The 14,644-nt window shown below is 61.3% G+C and carries 19 protein-coding genes; 7 read left to right on the forward strand and 12 right to left on the reverse strand.

Going from position 1 to position 14,644, the window contains the following annotated elements; translation table 11 throughout:
* Positions 1-14: 14 nt before the first annotated feature.
* From AB0L00_RS28015 to AB0L00_RS28025, 3 genes are read right to left on the reverse strand one after another with little or no spacing between them, the layout of a single operon-like run.
* The gene (locus AB0L00_RS28015; protein ID WP_364440073.1) at positions 15-203 is read right to left on the reverse strand and encodes a hypothetical protein; all 189 of its coding nucleotides are present in this window, start codon (positions 201-203) and stop codon (positions 15-17) included.
* 15 nt (positions 204-218) lie between these two features.
* Positions 219-362 carry a hypothetical protein gene (locus AB0L00_RS28020; RefSeq protein ID WP_364440074.1) on the reverse strand — a complete coding sequence of 48 codons (144 nt, stop codon included), beginning with the start codon at positions 360-362 and terminating at the stop codon, positions 219-221.
* Positions 362-595 (reverse strand): hypothetical protein, encoded by a 234-nt coding sequence (locus tag AB0L00_RS28025; protein ID WP_364440075.1) that lies wholly within the window; start codon positions 593-595, stop codon positions 362-364. The genes AB0L00_RS28020 and AB0L00_RS28025 overlap by 1 nt, the downstream gene beginning before the upstream one ends.
* 266 nt (positions 596-861) lie before the next feature.
* On the opposite strand from AB0L00_RS28025, the gene AB0L00_RS28030 reads away from it, so the two are divergent.
* The gene (locus AB0L00_RS28030) at positions 862-1,608 is read left to right on the forward strand and encodes an XRE family transcriptional regulator (protein WP_364440076.1); all 747 of its coding nucleotides are present in this window, start codon (positions 862-864) and stop codon (positions 1,606-1,608) included.
* 4 nt (positions 1,609-1,612) lie between these two features.
* Positions 1,613-2,089 (forward strand): NUDIX domain-containing protein, encoded by a 477-nt coding sequence (locus tag AB0L00_RS28035; protein WP_364440077.1) that lies wholly within the window; start codon positions 1,613-1,615, stop codon positions 2,087-2,089.
* On the opposite strand, the gene AB0L00_RS28040 is transcribed toward AB0L00_RS28035, so the two are convergent.
* The 5 genes from AB0L00_RS28040 to AB0L00_RS28060 are packed head-to-tail and all read right to left on the reverse strand — an operon-like array spanning position 2,082 to position 4,020.
* Positions 2,082-2,633 (reverse strand): HD domain-containing protein, encoded by a 552-nt coding sequence (locus AB0L00_RS28040; protein WP_364440078.1) that lies wholly within the window; start codon positions 2,631-2,633, stop codon positions 2,082-2,084. The two genes, AB0L00_RS28035 and AB0L00_RS28040, sit on opposite strands and share 8 nt — an antisense overlap.
* A gap of 52 nt (positions 2,634-2,685) precedes the next feature.
* Positions 2,686-3,135 (reverse strand): GntR family transcriptional regulator, encoded by a 450-nt coding sequence (locus AB0L00_RS28045; protein WP_364440079.1) that lies wholly within the window; start codon positions 3,133-3,135, stop codon positions 2,686-2,688.
* Between the two features lie 41 nt (positions 3,136-3,176).
* Positions 3,177-3,377 (reverse strand): hypothetical protein, encoded by a 201-nt coding sequence (locus AB0L00_RS28050; RefSeq protein ID WP_364440080.1) that lies wholly within the window; start codon positions 3,375-3,377, stop codon positions 3,177-3,179.
* Positions 3,374-3,679, reverse strand: a complete 306-nt coding sequence (locus AB0L00_RS28055) for a winged helix-turn-helix domain-containing protein (protein WP_364440081.1) — start codon at positions 3,677-3,679, stop codon at positions 3,374-3,376. The genes AB0L00_RS28050 and AB0L00_RS28055 overlap by 4 nt, the downstream gene beginning before the upstream one ends.
* Positions 3,607-4,020, reverse strand: coding sequence for an ATP-binding protein (locus tag AB0L00_RS28060; RefSeq protein WP_364440082.1), 414 nt, complete (start codon positions 4,018-4,020; stop codon positions 3,607-3,609). Before AB0L00_RS28060 ends, AB0L00_RS28055 begins: the two co-directional genes overlap by 73 nt.
* A 276-nt stretch (positions 4,021-4,296) precedes the next feature.
* Here AB0L00_RS28060 and AB0L00_RS28065 point away from each other — a divergent pair, with 276 nt between their 5' ends.
* A complete protein-coding gene (locus AB0L00_RS28065; protein ID WP_364440083.1) occupies positions 4,297-5,028 on the forward strand; it encodes an XRE family transcriptional regulator in 732 nt (243 codons plus the stop codon).
* Between the two features lie 407 nt (positions 5,029-5,435).
* Here the strand turns inward: AB0L00_RS28065 and AB0L00_RS28070 are convergent, their stop codons facing one another.
* Positions 5,436-6,014: a hypothetical protein gene (locus tag AB0L00_RS28070; protein ID WP_364440084.1), complete on the reverse strand. Its 579-nt coding sequence runs from the start codon at positions 6,012-6,014 to the stop codon at positions 5,436-5,438.
* A 186-nt stretch (positions 6,015-6,200) separates the two neighbouring features.
* Here AB0L00_RS28070 and AB0L00_RS28075 point away from each other — a divergent pair, with 186 nt between their 5' ends.
* Complete coding sequence (locus tag AB0L00_RS28075) at positions 6,201-7,304, forward strand: DUF4062 domain-containing protein (RefSeq protein WP_364440085.1); 1,104 nt, start codon at positions 6,201-6,203, stop codon at positions 7,302-7,304.
* A gap of 371 nt (positions 7,305-7,675) precedes the next feature.
* On the opposite strand, the gene AB0L00_RS28080 is transcribed toward AB0L00_RS28075, so the two are convergent.
* Entirely contained in the window at positions 7,676-8,794 is a 1,119-nt protein-coding gene (locus AB0L00_RS28080; protein ID WP_364440086.1) for a hypothetical protein, read from the reverse strand.
* Between the two features lie 1,132 nt (positions 8,795-9,926).
* Between AB0L00_RS28080 and AB0L00_RS28085 the strand changes: the two genes are divergently transcribed.
* The 3 genes from AB0L00_RS28085 to AB0L00_RS28095 all read left to right on the forward strand — a co-directional run bounded on the left by AB0L00_RS28085 (position 9,927) and on the right by AB0L00_RS28095 (position 13,108).
* Positions 9,927-10,532 (forward strand): class I SAM-dependent methyltransferase, encoded by a 606-nt coding sequence (locus AB0L00_RS28085; protein WP_364440087.1) that lies wholly within the window; start codon positions 9,927-9,929, stop codon positions 10,530-10,532.
* Between the two features lie 30 nt (positions 10,533-10,562).
* Positions 10,563-11,594 (forward strand): hypothetical protein, encoded by a 1,032-nt coding sequence (locus AB0L00_RS28090; RefSeq protein WP_364440088.1) that lies wholly within the window; start codon positions 10,563-10,565, stop codon positions 11,592-11,594.
* A 344-nt stretch (positions 11,595-11,938) separates the two neighbouring features.
* On the forward strand, positions 11,939-13,108 hold the full coding sequence (locus tag AB0L00_RS28095) for an endonuclease domain-containing protein (RefSeq protein WP_364440207.1): 1,170 nt from the start codon (positions 11,939-11,941) through the stop codon (positions 13,106-13,108).
* Positions 13,109-13,795: 687 nt separating this feature from the next.
* On the opposite strand, the gene AB0L00_RS28100 is transcribed toward AB0L00_RS28095, so the two are convergent.
* Both AB0L00_RS28100 and AB0L00_RS28105 read right to left on the reverse strand, forming a co-directional pair.
* Entirely contained in the window at positions 13,796-14,386 is a 591-nt protein-coding gene (locus tag AB0L00_RS28100; RefSeq protein ID WP_364440089.1) for a DUF2637 domain-containing protein, read from the reverse strand.
* The gene (locus AB0L00_RS28105) at positions 14,379-14,603 is read right to left on the reverse strand and encodes a hypothetical protein (RefSeq protein ID WP_364440090.1); all 225 of its coding nucleotides are present in this window, start codon (positions 14,601-14,603) and stop codon (positions 14,379-14,381) included. The genes AB0L00_RS28100 and AB0L00_RS28105 overlap by 8 nt, the downstream gene beginning before the upstream one ends.
* Positions 14,604-14,644: the final 41 nt, after the last annotated feature.

Consider the following 14,644-nt stretch of genomic DNA (forward strand, 5'->3'; position numbering starts at 1 on the left):
TGGAGATGGGTGGTTCAGGCGCCGGTGAGCCATCGCACGATGGCGGTCACCAGACGCCGGATCTCGGGGGCGGCGTTGGTCGCGGCGAGGAAGAAGCCGAACAGCAGGCACAGCACGGCGTGCCAGACGCGCAGTCCCATGTAGCGCCAGGCGAGCCAGGCGGCTACGCCGAGGAGCACGACGAGCGGCACGGAGACGGTCATGGACGTCACCTCCTCTCAGAGCCAGTCGTTGCGGGCCTTGCGGCGCTGCCAGCGAGCGCGGCATCGGCACTTGCGGCAGGTGCGGTTGCCGATTTCGATGAGCGCGCCACAGGTGCAGCGGCGTCCGGTGAAGCCGTCGGGGAGTCGGCGCATGTGCATCACTTCCGTCCCTTGATCAGCTCGGCGATCTGGGTGTTCTCGGTGGCCCGGTCGTGGGTGTTCTTGCGGACGTAGACCCCCAGCACGGCGCGAGCGAAGCCGGCCAGCGGGGTGGGCGGCTGGTCTTCCAGCGCGGTCCAGGGCGCTTCGCGGCGCGCACCGACGAGGACGAGAAGGAGCAGGACGAGGGCCAGTGCGGTGACGGCCAGGGCGAGGAACGTTACGGCGATCATTCGGTCACCTCCCCGAGCAAGCCCGCGATCTCGTCGCTCCGCAGCACTTAGACAGGACTAGACGTGTATAGATGCGAGTAGCCAGTCGTTAGCGCTTTTCGGAGGGTGGGAAATCGAGGCTTCGGCTCGTAGTTATTCGGGGCTATTTCCTTACGCCCCCAACGATGCGCCGATCAGCCCGGACGAGCACCAGCATGACTGGACGTGTTCATGACGTCTTACTAGAGTCAATGAGTCCTGAGACGTCCCTCGATCTGGCTGGATAGATGACAAACGAAAGACTCCGAGCGGCGCTGCTGGAACGCGGCATGACCGTCGCATCTCTCGCCGAGGCCATCGGAGTCGACGAGAAGACCATCGAGCGCTGGATCAGCCAGGGCCGCACTCCGTACCGGCGCCACCGCTACGCTGCGGCAACGCATCTCGGCGTCGATGAGACCTACCTTTGGCCGGATGCGATCTCCCGCGAGCAGGTGGCCACAGCCTCAGAGAGCGAGATCGTCAACGTCTACCCTCACCGCTGGGCCATGCCCCGCGACATCTGGGGACGACTGTTCTCCCAAGCCGAACGAGAGATCGACATTCTCGTATACGTCGGGCTTTTCCTCGCCGAAGACACCGGCGTGCAACGCCTCTTCGCCGAGAAGGCAAGAGCCGGCGTACGCTTCCGGGTCCTCCTTGGACAACCTGACTGCCCCGCGGTCGCCCTGCGCGGCGAAGAGGAAGGCATCGGGGACGCCATCTCGGCCAAGGTCCGCAACGCCATCGTGCTGTACAAGCCACTCCGCCAGCTCGACGGCGTGGAGTTCCGCCTGCACGACACCGTCTTGTACAACTCGATCTATCGGGCTGACGACGACCTCCTCGTCAACACCCACGTCTACGGCAACGTGGCGTCCAACGCGCCCGTGCTCCACCTGCGTAGCGTCGCTGGCGGGGACATGGTGACCACCTACCGCGAGAGCTTCGAACGCATCTGGGACGACGCCAAGCCCTTGGCTGCGGAAGACTGACCGCATGGCCCGCCGGATCGACTACCACGACGACCCGAACGCTCCCAAGCCCAACAGCATGGTCCCCTCGGTCAACGTCGTGGTCACCAACGACGACGGCGACATCCTCATGATCTGCCGGACCGACAACGGCAACTGGGCGCTGCCTGGGGGAGCGATCGACCTCGGTGAGTCAGTGGCCCAGGCCGCGATACGTGAAACGCAGGAAGAGACCGGCGTCACTGTCGAGATCACCGGCCTGGTCGGTATCTATACCGACCCGCGGCACGTGATCCACTACACCAGCAACGACGAGGTACGGCAGGAGTTCTCCATCGTCCTGACCGGCTACCCGGTGAGCGGACAGCCGACCCCGAGCAGCGAATCGAGCGAGGTTCGCTGGGTGCCGGCTGCCGACATCGGCGGGTACGAGATGGATCGGGCGATGCGTAAGCGGATCGAGCGGTTCCTATCAGCGGACGATGCTCCGGAGATCACCTGACGCGCGCTTGAGCGTGTTGGATCGTTCGCACCGCTCCGATGAGATGGGAAGACGATCGCTGGATGAACCGGGTAACGAGGTGCCCATCACCGTAGCGAGTCTGGATCTCGCTGAGGCGATCCTCAACGGCTACCGGATGCCCGTCTGGCGTAGTCGTCATGTCGCAGTAGGTCAACGCATCCGTCAGGAGAGGACTCGCCGGCTGAAACTCTTCCGTGAGCTGAGCGGCAAGGCCGCGGCCTTCGGCTTCGTGCAGGGCACATGAGTGGTAAGCGACCAGACCGCAGAGGACAGCGTCGGCGTGCTCGACGTCGCGCAGGTATCGAGCGCCGTCGAGTGGGTGGAAGCCGGTCACGGCCAGGGTCGGCGAGTACCCGATGTCATGCAACCATGCGGCGCTCTCGACAAGACCGGCTTCGTCACCGAGCAGCGGAGCCAACGACCGTGCCTGCCGGGCAACACCTTGAACATGAGCCCAGCGGCGGGGCAACGGTCCTTCGAGCAGGGTACGGGCGACGTCGCGCGCCCAGTCAGGATGTGCCATGCCCCGAGGCTAGATCTTGAGACAGGGACGTCTACGGACGCGGGAGCGGTGTCTAAGGACGTCTCCGAACGAAACGTCCCTTGCCATGTTGGACCTCGATGAGACCGGCCGCTTCGAGATGGGCGAGCGCCTGCCGAGCAGTGCCACGCGCAACTCCGTACTGCGACATAAGCGCAGCCTCACTGGGCAGGGCATCCCCACAACTGAGCTCGCCGTTCTCGATCTGCTGGCGCAGCTCGGCGGCGATTCGGAGATAGGTGTACGGCGTCGTCACGTAGCCACAAACGACGCGGCCCTTGCCGGGGAAGGTCTGGATCAGCCCTTCCGCCTCAAGCAATCCGAGGGCGCGCCGAACCGTGTTGCGCGCGACAGAGAACTCCTGACACAAGGCGGCCTCGGATGGCAGCAGGGCTCCGGCGACGAGTTCACCCGTGACGATGCAGCCGCGTAGCGCATCGGCAATCTGCGCATACGCTCCCCAGGGAGTCGATCCGGAACTCACCGTCTACCTCGTGTCCCGCCCTCTTGATGCTCAGGTTGCCGCTACTGCCCGCAGCTTCCAGCGTCAGCACCGTCTTGGTCCAAGCCCGCCACGAAGTACCAAGCCTGCTCCGGGTACTTCGAGACCAACACCTTAAGGTGCTGAACCTCCACCACCTGTGACGCACCTGTGAAGCGCATCGAATCTAGCAGGGCGTAGAACTCCGCCAGTGATTGCTGAAGCTTCTCTTCTCGCGTGCTCATTCAGCCGCCTTCCCCCAGTGCTCCGGCGGGCGGGTGTAGCTGCCCTTGTGGGGGAGCGTCCACAGGTAGCCTCGCTCTCGAAGATTGGCGACCGCGCGATGTACGGTCCCTGGCGAAGCGTTAAGTTCCGCCGCAAGGCGCCGCTGCGAGGGAATCTGACGTCGGGGTTTCCATTCGCCAGACTCGATCCGCTCCTGAAGTAGCCTTGCGATTGCGTCTTCTCGTCTCGTCATGCTCCTACCCCGATGAGGTACTTGCACCATACGATCTTTCCACCGGACTGCAGTACGTTGCAGCCCCATTCCTTGGAGAGCGTTTCCACGAGCAACAGCCCGCGTCCGTCTTCGTCCTTGTCCAAGGAGGCTCTCTTCCTGGGAGTCTCTTCACTTACGTCCCAGACCTCGATATGTAGGGCGTCCGCCACTATGGAGAGGCAGAGATAGATCGGATTCACCTTGCCGGCCGGATTGCTTTGATCGGTCATGTCGCAGGGAACCCCGGTAGCGTTCACCGCATTGGTAACCAGCTCACTAACCAGCAGCTCGACCGTGTCCCTCTCGCCGTCGAGCCCCCACGCGCCGAGAACCCACCGCGTGTATGCACGCGCGCGGCCGACGGCAGATGGCAAGGCAACCGTGAGCATGCAGTTCGATCGTGGTTTCATGGTGCGCCTCGCAGCTTGTAGCCTCTCGTTCCCCGGAGCGCGGGCCCGCGCCCAAGAGCAGCCTTCAAGCAGGTAGCTCGACGCCGCTACCGGAACTCACGGACGTCTTGGGATTTCTCGGCGAGGCATGTAGACGTCCCAGGACGGCTGCATGACGTCCGGAGACGTCCCCAATCTATGTCCTAGCCTCGTTACGACCGCCCTACGCCGAAGCGGTTCAGACACTCGTGCCCAAATACAGGCGGAGAAGGAGTCGTGAACGCAAAACTATCCGCAGCTATTACTGCGTCTGGAATGGACGAGTCGGAGATAGCAAGACGCCTCGGTGTCGATCCTAAGACGGTCAAGCGTTGGATACGTGGCCGTCTGCCATATCCGCGCCACCGTCGCATCCTCGCCGAGACGCTCGGCGCCGAGGAAGAGGTGATCTGGCCGCATGCTGAACGAATGTCTGCGGCAGCGGCGGTGAAATCGGTGGACATCAAGTCTGCCTATGCGCACAGGTGGGCCGTGCCTCGCGAAGTATGGCTCACCTTATTCGCCTCTGCCGAGCATGAAATCGGGGTACTGGCATACGCTGCGCTCTTCCTCGCCGAAGACAACGGAATTATGCGCGTCTTGGCGGATAGGGCGCGCGCAGGCGTTCACGTTCGGATACTACTCGGCCGCCCAGAAGGTTCCCAAGTGTCAGCGCGCGGGAGTTGTGAAGGGATCAACAACACTATTGCGGCGAAGATACGCAACGCCATTACACTATACGGGCCCCTAGCCGAAATTGATGGCGTACAGCTTCGACTCCACGATACGGCACTTTATGCGTCTATCTATCGAGCCGATGACCACGCCCTGGTAAACACTCATATTTACGGAGCGCCTGCGTCGCATGCCCCAGTGTTTGAGATCCGACATACGGCTCCGAATGACATCGCAGAGACTTACTTCGAAAGCTTCAACCGTGTCTGGGCAGGCGCGATGGAATACGAATGAGATCCGTTTAGGAACGAGCAACCGTCCGGCCGGTCGCACGCAGCGCACTCGGGCCGTCGAACCGTGCTGCGTGGTCCTCGGTGCTGGGGGAAAACTTGCTTCACCAGCACTCGGCAAAGCGTCGCGGACTTCCTGAGCACGATTGTCACGCAGGTCATGAGACCTGACAACCCCAACGACGTCGCTCGATGAGAACTTTTCTTCACGTCTTCAAGGGCGCCCCGCTACGCGGGCCGCCGGCGGGCCGCCCGGCCCTCGGGCCGGGCCTGCGGCCCCTGCGGGCCGATCCCGGCCCGAACCGGCCGGCCGCCTTCACGCGCGGCCTTGGAGTCGTATGAGTCTTATCATCGCCGTGCGACCGGAAACACTTAGGGCGCTTACTGGGAGGACCAGCGACACCATGGCTGTCAATCGCCAGAGGCTTCGCGTGAAGCGCCTTCCGCTGATGAACCTTCGACTATGCCCAGATCTTCCCGCATTGCAGCCCGCATCGCGAAGATCGCAGAGATCACAACGTTTTCAATGTAGTCGCTAGCTTCATCAAGGTCGGATTCTTCTGCTGCTCTCGCTAGCATTCGGTAACCCCATCCGAGCTTACGGCTTACTTCTGCTGACAGTTCGAGAATTTCATCTGGGACGATCATTTGAGCTTGCGAGAAACATTCTGCAAAGGCGTTGCGTGCTCCATCTAGTTCAAGTCGTGTCCTGTCTGCCGTTCCCCTCACGCCAAGGAGCGCAGCTAGGTGTTCTAGTGCGGCACTACGGTAGTGGCGTGCACGTGCGTTCAGATCTGCATAGGTCTGCCGCCGCTGAGATATCAGCTCGCGGCGCCTCTCCTCGTTGAGGTCTTCAGCGCGGTCGGCCCGCTGGATCGCTGCTTCGACCTGTCTTGCCTTCAGCGCCGCTCGCTGGGCGAGAAGGGGCGACACCAGTGTTCCCGCAACGCCTAGAGCAGCGACGACTACCGCAGTCAAATCAGCACTCATCTTCTCTCCCGCAGGGTCGTACGCGGTCCCAGGTCACGTCGGCGCGCGGAGAGACCATCGGACCGCGTATCAGCAGAGTTACAGATATATCACTATAGACGTGCAGAATCTTGCACTACACTACTCTTTCTGGGTTGCCTAGATGAAAACCCTGGGGACCGCTGAACCTTGCCGTGAAGGGATATCGTGTCGGACTCTAAGCGATATCAAGTTTTCGTAAGCTCGACCTACCTTGATCTACAGGAAGAGAGGCAAGCCGTAACTTCCGCCTTGTTGCAACTGGATGCTTTTCCGGCAGGGATGGAGCTGTTCCCTGTGGCGGATGATGACGCGTGGACTCTCATTGAGCGCGTGATCGAAGATTGCGACTATTACCTGCTGGTCATAGGAGGTAAGTACGGCTCGACGGATTCTGACGAAGAGATTAGCTATACCGAAAGAGAGTATGATTTCGCAGTACTTAAGAAAAAGCCGGTGATGGCATTTTTGCATGCCGATCCTGATTCCATACCGGCTGGAAAAGTTGATAAAGATGCTAGGGCTCAAGCAAAGTTGGAAGCCTTCAGGAGAAAGGTTATGCGCAGTAAGCATGTAAAGTTCTGGACGTCGCCGAGCGATCTGGCTGGCAAGGTCGCTCTAAGTTTTGCTCAATTCACAAAGCAATACCCGGCAGTAGGTTGGGTGCGTGCAGATTTGCAAGCGAATACTGAAACGCTGCTAGAACTAAACGCGCTCAGAAAGCGAGTGCTTGAGCTCGAATATCAACTTGACTCAGCGCAGTCTTCGCCGCCGCCCGGCACGGAGTCGCTCGCTCAGGGGAGCGATGAAATAAGCGTAACAGCTAAGCTAAAAGGGACCTTTCGTCGCGCCAATCCGTATGGCATAAAAAAAGTATCCGGATGGTTCAAGCTTGACCCAACTTGGGATGGGCTGTTCGGTGCGGTCAGTGGAGTACTTCTGGATGAGTGTGAACAGTCGCAAATGCAAGAACGACTGGAAGAATGGTTGTTTACTGAATTCTGGGATACTCTCGACCCTGAGGCTACGTATGATCGGCTGCTGTCGGAAGCGGACCTAAATCCGGATGACTATGTGAACACGGAAGCCTCTATCGAGATGGGCAAAGAAGAATTCGAAACGATCCTTGTTCAATTCATGGCGCTAGGACTTATTGTTCGAGGAACGAAGCGGAGAAGTGTAAGTGATACTGGGATCTACTGGAAGTTGACGCCGTACGGCGAAAAGCGAACCATACAGCTTCGAGCTAGAGTGCGGCAGAATGGTGACTAGGTAGTGATATGGGATGCACCGTATCGGTGAACTCCGCTTCGTTGTTGAGAGACGTCGAGTAGCCGACAAAATGATTAAGCGAGCCCGAAGTGGGGGTCTCGCGACCCCCAACCCTTCGCGAGCCGGAGCACTCACCCGCGCGAAACCGTCTGTCACGCCACCTCGCCGTTCGCGCGGGCAAGCACTCCGGTCCGGCGCCACGATAGAGGTGAGCTGTCCGGTGCAGCCTATGTCGACTACGTACGACGGTCTTTTGTGTAGCTGAAGGATAAACAGCATCGGCTGCTAGATGTGACTAAGCTTGTGTGAGCGTGCCAACGGAAGCGGTGGCTGTCATAGGTGAAGGAAAGCGGAGCCCGCTGCGTCGCGTCCTAGGTGCTGGCTTCTAGCAGCCGGTGCCGGATCAGTAGGTCGGTGAAGAACGTGCGGAGCATGGCGTGAACGGCGGCTTGGTTGCCGGCTAGTTCCAGCCCGCCGAACCTGAAGACCTCGTATCCGTCGAGCCGCAGTCGGCGGTCCTCGGCAACCATGTCCGCGTAACGTTTGGTGGATGCTCTGCCGTCGTCGTCGGCGTAGTGATGTCTACCATCTACTTCGATCACAATTCGGATTCCGCGCGGGAGCAGCATCAGGAAGTCTATGCGTTCGCGCTCCAGCACGTCGCCTTTGTTGAGTTTGCGCCGGTGCCTCCGAGTCATCGGGTCATAGTGGAGCCACACCTGCGGGATCAATGCTGGTCGGGTCCCGCCCGCTTCCCCCACGAGAAAGTACTTGGTGTAAACGAACAACACGATCTTTTCGGCATCACTATCAAGTGATGCTGTTAGACGCTCGTAGAGGTCGCGGCCGACATTGGCATCATCGATGTTGTTGGGAAGCGATTTAATCTTCCGCCACCATCCCAACATGTCGTCCCATGTGATACCGGCCTTGCCGAACGGTTGGTCATAGAACAGAACCTTGTCTTCGTTTTCGACGATGTCGATCCGGTTGTTGATTGCGTCGCGCAGCACGATGCGAGGCTTTGGTCCACCGAAGATGATGTTCTTCATCTCGCCGTCTACCCCCCAGATCGCCCCGTCAGGCTCCTCCTCGCGCGCCTCCAACTGCGTCAGCAGGGGTCCGAACATTTTTTCGAGGTATGCATTCCGAGCCCTGATGTGCTGCGTAGTATTGCGGCTTCCGATTCCGGACCTGTCCCAATGATCCGCAAAGCCCTCGAAGTCGCGATAGGGCGGCTGGAAGCTGATCCCAATCCGCAGCATCACTGCCCGCAGCGCCCTTAGCGTCAGGGCAAACTCGTCGTGGGTCAGCCGTACCGTCCCGCCGTATCCGTATGACCGAAGTTCCTCCACCACCAGCCGCGTCAACGCATATGCGGCGTCTAGGTCGTCGACTTCATCAACACCAGACTTGCGGAGCCTGTCCACGAGCGCGGACCGGAAGACGGTCTCAAAACCAGAACTGGTGAAGAAGTCATTGGGGGTCACAACCCCGATTATCGCTGACGACGCCGACAGATGGCCCTAGGCGGCGTAGTCGCCGCGGGCCGACGTTGAAAGTTCCTCTGGACTGTTCCTACTCCGACACCAGCCGATACGACGATCCGTGGGCTGCTGACCTCGGCCGATGCGTCCGCTACCGAGGGAACGCCATCCCAAGCCGTCCTTGTCCTCGGTCGAGGCTGGCGCCAGCTCATGCACGTCTGCTTCCGCAACGGCACGCCCTATGACCCCGCCGGGATGCCACACCAGGCACGCCGCCACGACCGCTTGAGTGCTGCCGCGGCGCTTCCGGTCCTCGCTTCGCTGCGGTCCGGGTCACCTTGCCACCGAACTAGCTCGGCTTGGGAAGTCGGAAGACAAAGGGACGAACTTTTACCCCAGCCACCGCCTCACCGAACGAACGCCCGAATCATCCCGAAGCCGCAGCAACCCTGCTAAAGGGCATCGAACCACCCCAACTGCAACGGTCACATCGCTGGAAGCCTCGCAGATGGGGAAGTATCTGACGATTCGGCGGCCCGAGGGTTTTGGGTCATTCGCGGTAGCCGATCGGGTCCCCAGCCGGTCTGGCGCAGAGCTGCAGCGACGGCGCCAGTGCCTGCACCGATCACCTCAGGTGGCTGGAGCCGATAGGCCACGGGACGTCAGCCAACGGCCGCCGCGGGATATTCGCGGGATGGCTCACACCCAAATGTTCCGCTGCTCTCCCATCCATCGAGGTCAGCCGCGGCGCCGGGCCGGAAACGCCGACCCTCTGTAAATCCGTCGGCGTGTACCAGGATCAACTTCAGTCTCCTCAAGGATTGGCTACCACTGGGGCGGGCGGTCATCGTGGTAGCCGCAGCCGTAGTCACGAACGATCCAGCCACGGGCCTGGGCCGCAGCTACGACGTAGTCCATGAACTCCTGAATCTGTGGAAGAGTCTGATCATCTTCTAGGTCATCAGGGTTGGTGAAGATTTCGTCGACCCCTGGCAGGACAACATTGATCCAGTACGTAACCGGTGCCATAGCCATCGACCGTAGCCCCAGTCGGGCGGTAGGGCGCCGAGCTGGCGCACCGCGCGCTCTGGTCGCCAGGTGCATAGGCGTAAGGACCGAAGGCCATGATGTGGTCGTGACGTCGGGGAGTGCCGGCTACGGCGAGGACGCGGAAGCGCTGGTGCGGCAGTACGAGGCGCTGTCGTTCGAAGAAGTTCACGCAGAGGTCCTGCATCTCATTCCCCGCAGCCGTGGGCGTGTGCTGGATATAGGAGCAGGCAGTGGGCGGGACGCGGCAGCCTTGTCTCGTCTCGGCCATACCGTCTTTGCAGTCGAGCCGACGCCAGAGCTCCGGGAGCAGGCTCAGCGTCTCCACCCCGGTCCCTCCATCAGCTGGCTCGATGACGCCCTTCCTGATCTACTGACCTTGCAGGGGCAAGAGGCGTCGTTCGACTTCATTTTGTTGTCCGCGGTGTGGATGCATCTGGACGTCACCGAGCGGCCCCGTGCGATGCGACGCGTCGCCTCGTTGCTAGCACCATGGGGTCGGGCCGTCATCACGTTGCGCCATGGCCCCATCCCGCCGAACCGCAGGATGTTCGATGTCCCGTTGAACGAGACCATCACACTGGCGGAAGCCGCTGGTCTGTGCGTCGTCCACTGCAGCACAGGCGATGACCGGTTGAGGCGGCGGGACGTGCAGTGGGACTGCTTGGGCTTGGCTGTCGGACCCGAGGTCTAGCCTGCAGGACAGCGGTGGCGGCGGAACAACATGGCGGTGTATGTGAGCAAGGACTTTTACCAGGAAGACCCAACACCCCGAGCCTCCTGGCGACTGGCCGTGCTGATGGGGGCAAACTCCCGCACCTACAAATTCGCCCTTGGGGAGGCACTCCTTGAGCTGGCGGGCACCGGCCGCAGCGACGCTCCGCTTACCGAGTTGGCTCGCCCTTACGCGATGAGTTTGGTCCGCCACCTTGAGGAGGCGCCGCAGGCGCCGGCCGCACAAGAGCTGCGTGACACCGATTTCCTGGCCATCGCCCGGCGCGAAGCCACCGAGTCGCTCCGACTGGGGCAGCCGACCGAACCTCTCATCCGCGCTGCCGTGCAATCGATGCCTGCGATGGTCATGCAGAAGTTCACCAACCTCCCCGGTAGCACGACGCTGCCGCACCAGTTCTACGAACTGACCGGCACCCGTCGCGAACGCATCGTCCGGTTTACCCCTGAGATGCAACGCCTCGCGGTATCCGAACACGCGGAGGTCCTCCGCGGTGAACTCGGCGCACGGTGGGCCATCGTGGAGTCCTCCTTCAGTACCGGAGTCGGGGCTAGCCTTATGCGCGAGGGCGTGGCCGCTGACCTCCAGACCTTGACCCTCACTGACAAGCGCCGGCGCCGCGCCATCACGGGCGTCAAAGAGGCGACCATCGGTTTTCAGCACGGCCGCTGTTTGATCTGTAATGACCCGCTCGCTGCCGGAGATCCCTACGCTATCGATCACGTGTTCGCCTTTTCATTCATGGAGCGTATGGGCGGGCTGAGGGGGTGGCAGGGCCCTGATCTGGATGCTGTCTGGAACCTCGCCCCTGTCCACGAAGCTTGCAACGCCGCGAAGAGCAATCGACTCCCCACGCGAGACGAACAACACCGACTCGCTCAACGCAACGAAGCCATTCAGCAATCACCCCACCCGCTGAAGAGGACTCTCCAGCTCACCCTCAGTGCCTGGAAGTACGACAGCAGCCGCCCGGCAAACTGGTCTGCCTTCGTCGGTAACGTTTACCGGCTACTCACCACCTAACCTAAATACGGGCAGCCACACGATCCGGATACCTATGGCGGTGCGGGGCGAACGCTGCTAACAACAGCGCCGGATGGCTATGGATGACGATGGATGAGTCAACCGCGAACGAGTCAGATCCACGATCAGATCCAGACAACACTGGACAACCGTCGCCTGATTCGTGGCGAATGGGTCGATGTGGCAAGCCTGATAGATGGCGAAGGTGAAAAGGCCTTTCGATCAAGTTCTTTGTCATACTTATTAGCCCCGATACCCCCAGGAGACCCCTGATGGACGCTCAGATCCCCGACTCCGCGTTGGAACCTCGTCGCAGCGAGTGTGGTCAACCAACCCGGAATGGCATGCCCTGTCGTAATGCTCCACTGATTTGGTCCCCTCATTGGCCCGCGCAAGACGAACCCGGCCGTTGTGGACTCCATCTTACGAAAGCTGATAAGAGCACCGCAGCTCGCTGCAAAGCTCGCGACGAGGAGGCTGCTTCTGAGCTCTGGAACTCTGCCCAGCCAGCCTGCTGGATCTGGCCTGCGCCCGATTCCCTTTCTGTCTCGACGAGCGCTTGGGAAGCACTTCACCGCTGGCAAGACCAGCGGTGTGCTATCTGCGGTCGCTGGGGAGAGTTGGTTGTCGACCATGACCATGACAGTGGCCTCGTGCGCGGCCTGCTCTGTAGCTCATGTAATTCTCGGGAGCATGGAACCGGGCCATGGGCTCGGTATCGAGAAAGAACACCCACCCAGATCCTCGGCGTAAAGATACGATACCCAGATAAGAGGCTAGGAGGAGGTGCCCCTGACCTGAAAGAATTTCGCTCCAAGCTTGCCGGCCTGGCGGACGAACCGTGCCGCCGGTGCGCGAGCTCTAAAGGCGATCCGTGTGGGTGTCCTCCCTATTATCGGCTGAGTGCTTGGAGGATAGCTTCCCGTATCGGGAACGCTGTCCTAATCACTGCCCAGCTCGACGTAAACGACATCTCGCACGCGATCAGGACCTACTTCCGGGGCGAAGCTGACCTTGAAGGAGAATTCGTCAAAGATCTAATTCTCCTGCCCAGGCTCGACTACATCGCAGGTAAGTGGTTCGGTGGGGTTCTCGAAGCAAAACAGACTCCCATCGAATCTCGGACGCTGGGACCGAGCGATCCGTTCCCGCAACCTAGAGAAGACGCTTCGGAGACGAAGATTTCACTTGCCTTCGCTGGACGGCTCATAAGCGGGCTCGGGCTGGCCGGCCTGACTGGCCTCCACAACAGCGATCTACCCGTCCAAACGAGGTGCAACGGACTGGTTACGGCATTGGGTCTCCGACTCGCCAACGACGTGTCCGACACGCAAGTAGCCGTTGGGTTGGATGAATTGGAAGCGATCGAACACATCCTAAGCTGGGTCTCCCTACATCTGGCCAGCCACGGATGGGAAGCCGAGTCACCTGAGGAAGGTCCGATGCTAGTCGAGGCCTTTACCAGGGACGCAGAGGAAATCCGCGAAATTCGGAAGTCGACCCACCTGGGCTGACATTGTCAGTCATTGCCACCGCCTGCGTTCCTTCGAATCGCCTACGGTGTCGTCCGCCGTCGCATGCAGCCAAGCTCAGGCGCTCCTGCCATGACGGCAAGGCCCCTCTGGGGCCCTGCTCCATGATCCCCCTAGCTAGCGCCGCCGGATGCGGTAGGCGACGACTAAGTCTCGTCTCCGCGTCGAGGAGGATCTAGATCCCCAAAGGTGTCGCCAATGGTGAACTCGTCGGCATGAGGCTGCTTGAGTACCCCCAGATGGTTAGTTGACGCACCGTTTCCGGTTCTGAGGGAGTAGCGAGCCCGCCATGTGGTTCGGCGAGCGCCGGCCCGGCCGACGGCAACGCTGACGGCAACGACGGCAACCGCGGGCGACCAGCGGCATACGTCCAACCCCATTGACCTCGGTGGATGCTGTGTGAGCAGGGGCGTCCGTATTCCTTGTAAGCGGAAGGTCGACAGGAGCGAACCGTGCCCCGTCGTCGACTGCTGTACAGCACGGAAGTACAGCAACACCGCCGTACAGCACCTGTCGTGGTCGCGTGGCAACACACATCCGAGCAGGGCGAGCCAGCGCCGACCAGGAGACCACCGGTAGTTCGCATCGAGAGGATCGTGTCGGCGGGGGCGCTGCCCACGGTGCGTAGAGAGACGAGCCCTGCACCATGCCATGGTGCAGGGCATGTCCTCATGCCGTCTGATCGACGATCCGTTTGACCTTGCGACGATCGATCTTTAGCTCACGGGCTATAGCTCGTTGGCTGTCGCCGGCCTCATAGCGCGTCCGTACCACCTGCTCCAGCGTTGGCGCGCCCGATGGTGCAGGTGGTACGTCGAGTCCGATAGGTGACGGGGCCTGGCTCGCGGCTTGGTCCGTCGCCCTTTCGGTAGAGGGGCGGTGCTCGCTTCTGATGAGCATCATGAGCAGTTCATAGGAGCCGACGAGAGCCAGGGCGGGCCAGGCGCTGACCAGGGCACCTATTGGCCCGTGTCCCACGCCATGCGCCAGGTTGGCGCCAATCGTCGCAACGATGCCGGCTCCGAGGCTCCACAGTGCTAGTGGTGGTACAGCCTTGGCCCGCCGGTTGGCGTCGAATACCACCATGGAGGCTGCCCAGATGAGGCCATCCACGGTGAGCGGTACGAGCCGTGCGGTTGTGCCCGACTCGCCGTGGGAGCGAACCAGTTCGTAGGCGTGCCGGTAGGAGATGACGGCGGCGACGGCGGCCACGCCAATGACGGCGAGGGAGGTGGTGGCCCGGATGACGCGGTCAAGCACGGGCCAACTCCTCGCGCCAGGAGGCGACGAATGGATCGCCCTCGCCGTATCCGTAGGCGAGTCCTTCGGCCAAGGTCAGGGCCGTGATCGCCTGGTTGTAGGTGAGGGGGACCGGCCAGGTGGTGACGGTCCACTGATCTCCGGTCCGATTCGCCGTGGCGACCTCGCGGCCGTCGACCGTGAGGGACATGTGGTCTTCGTTGATCTCGATTGCCATAGGGGCTCCTCTCCCGTCCGGGAGGGGAGCCGCGGGAGCCA

This window comes from Actinoallomurus sp. NPDC052308 (genome assembly GCF_040679195.1).
Taxonomy (GTDB): Bacteria; Actinomycetota; Actinomycetes; order Streptosporangiales; family Streptosporangiaceae; genus Actinoallomurus; species Actinoallomurus liliacearum.

Bases quoted from the DNA above. Each gene is read 5' to 3' on its own strand.
- AB0L00_RS28015 (WP_364440073.1), bottom strand. From the start codon at position 203: ATGACCGTCTCCGTGCCGCTCGTCGTGCTCCTCGGCGTAGCCGCCTGG.
- AB0L00_RS28020 (WP_364440074.1), bottom strand. From the start codon at position 362: ATGCACATGCGCCGACTCCCCGACGGCTTCACCGGACGCCGCTGCACC.
- AB0L00_RS28025 (WP_364440075.1), bottom strand. From the start codon at position 595: ATGATCGCCGTAACGTTCCTCGCCCTGGCCGTCACCGCACTGGCCCTC.
- AB0L00_RS28030 (WP_364440076.1), top strand. From the start codon at position 862: ATGACAAACGAAAGACTCCGAGCGGCGCTGCTGGAACGCGGCATGACC.
- AB0L00_RS28035 (WP_364440077.1), top strand. From the start codon at position 1,613: ATGGCCCGCCGGATCGACTACCACGACGACCCGAACGCTCCCAAGCCC.
- AB0L00_RS28040 (WP_364440078.1), bottom strand. From the start codon at position 2,633: ATGGCACATCCTGACTGGGCGCGCGACGTCGCCCGTACCCTGCTCGAA.
- AB0L00_RS28050 (WP_364440080.1), bottom strand. From the start codon at position 3,377: ATGAGCACGCGAGAAGAGAAGCTTCAGCAATCACTGGCGGAGTTCTAC.
- AB0L00_RS28055 (WP_364440081.1), bottom strand. From the start codon at position 3,679: ATGGGGCTGCAACGTACTGCAGTCCGGTGGAAAGATCGTATGGTGCAA.
- AB0L00_RS28060 (WP_364440082.1), bottom strand. From the start codon at position 4,020: ATGCTCACGGTTGCCTTGCCATCTGCCGTCGGCCGCGCGCGTGCATAC.
- AB0L00_RS28070 (WP_364440084.1), bottom strand. From the start codon at position 6,014: ATGAGTGCTGATTTGACTGCGGTAGTCGTCGCTGCTCTAGGCGTTGCG.
- AB0L00_RS28090 (WP_364440088.1), top strand. From the start codon at position 10,563: ATGGCGGTGTATGTGAGCAAGGACTTTTACCAGGAAGACCCAACACCC.
- AB0L00_RS28095 (WP_364440207.1), top strand. From the start codon at position 11,939: ATGCCCTGTCGTAATGCTCCACTGATTTGGTCCCCTCATTGGCCCGCG.
- AB0L00_RS28105 (WP_364440090.1), bottom strand. From the start codon at position 14,603: ATGGCAATCGAGATCAACGAAGACCACATGTCCCTCACGGTCGACGGC.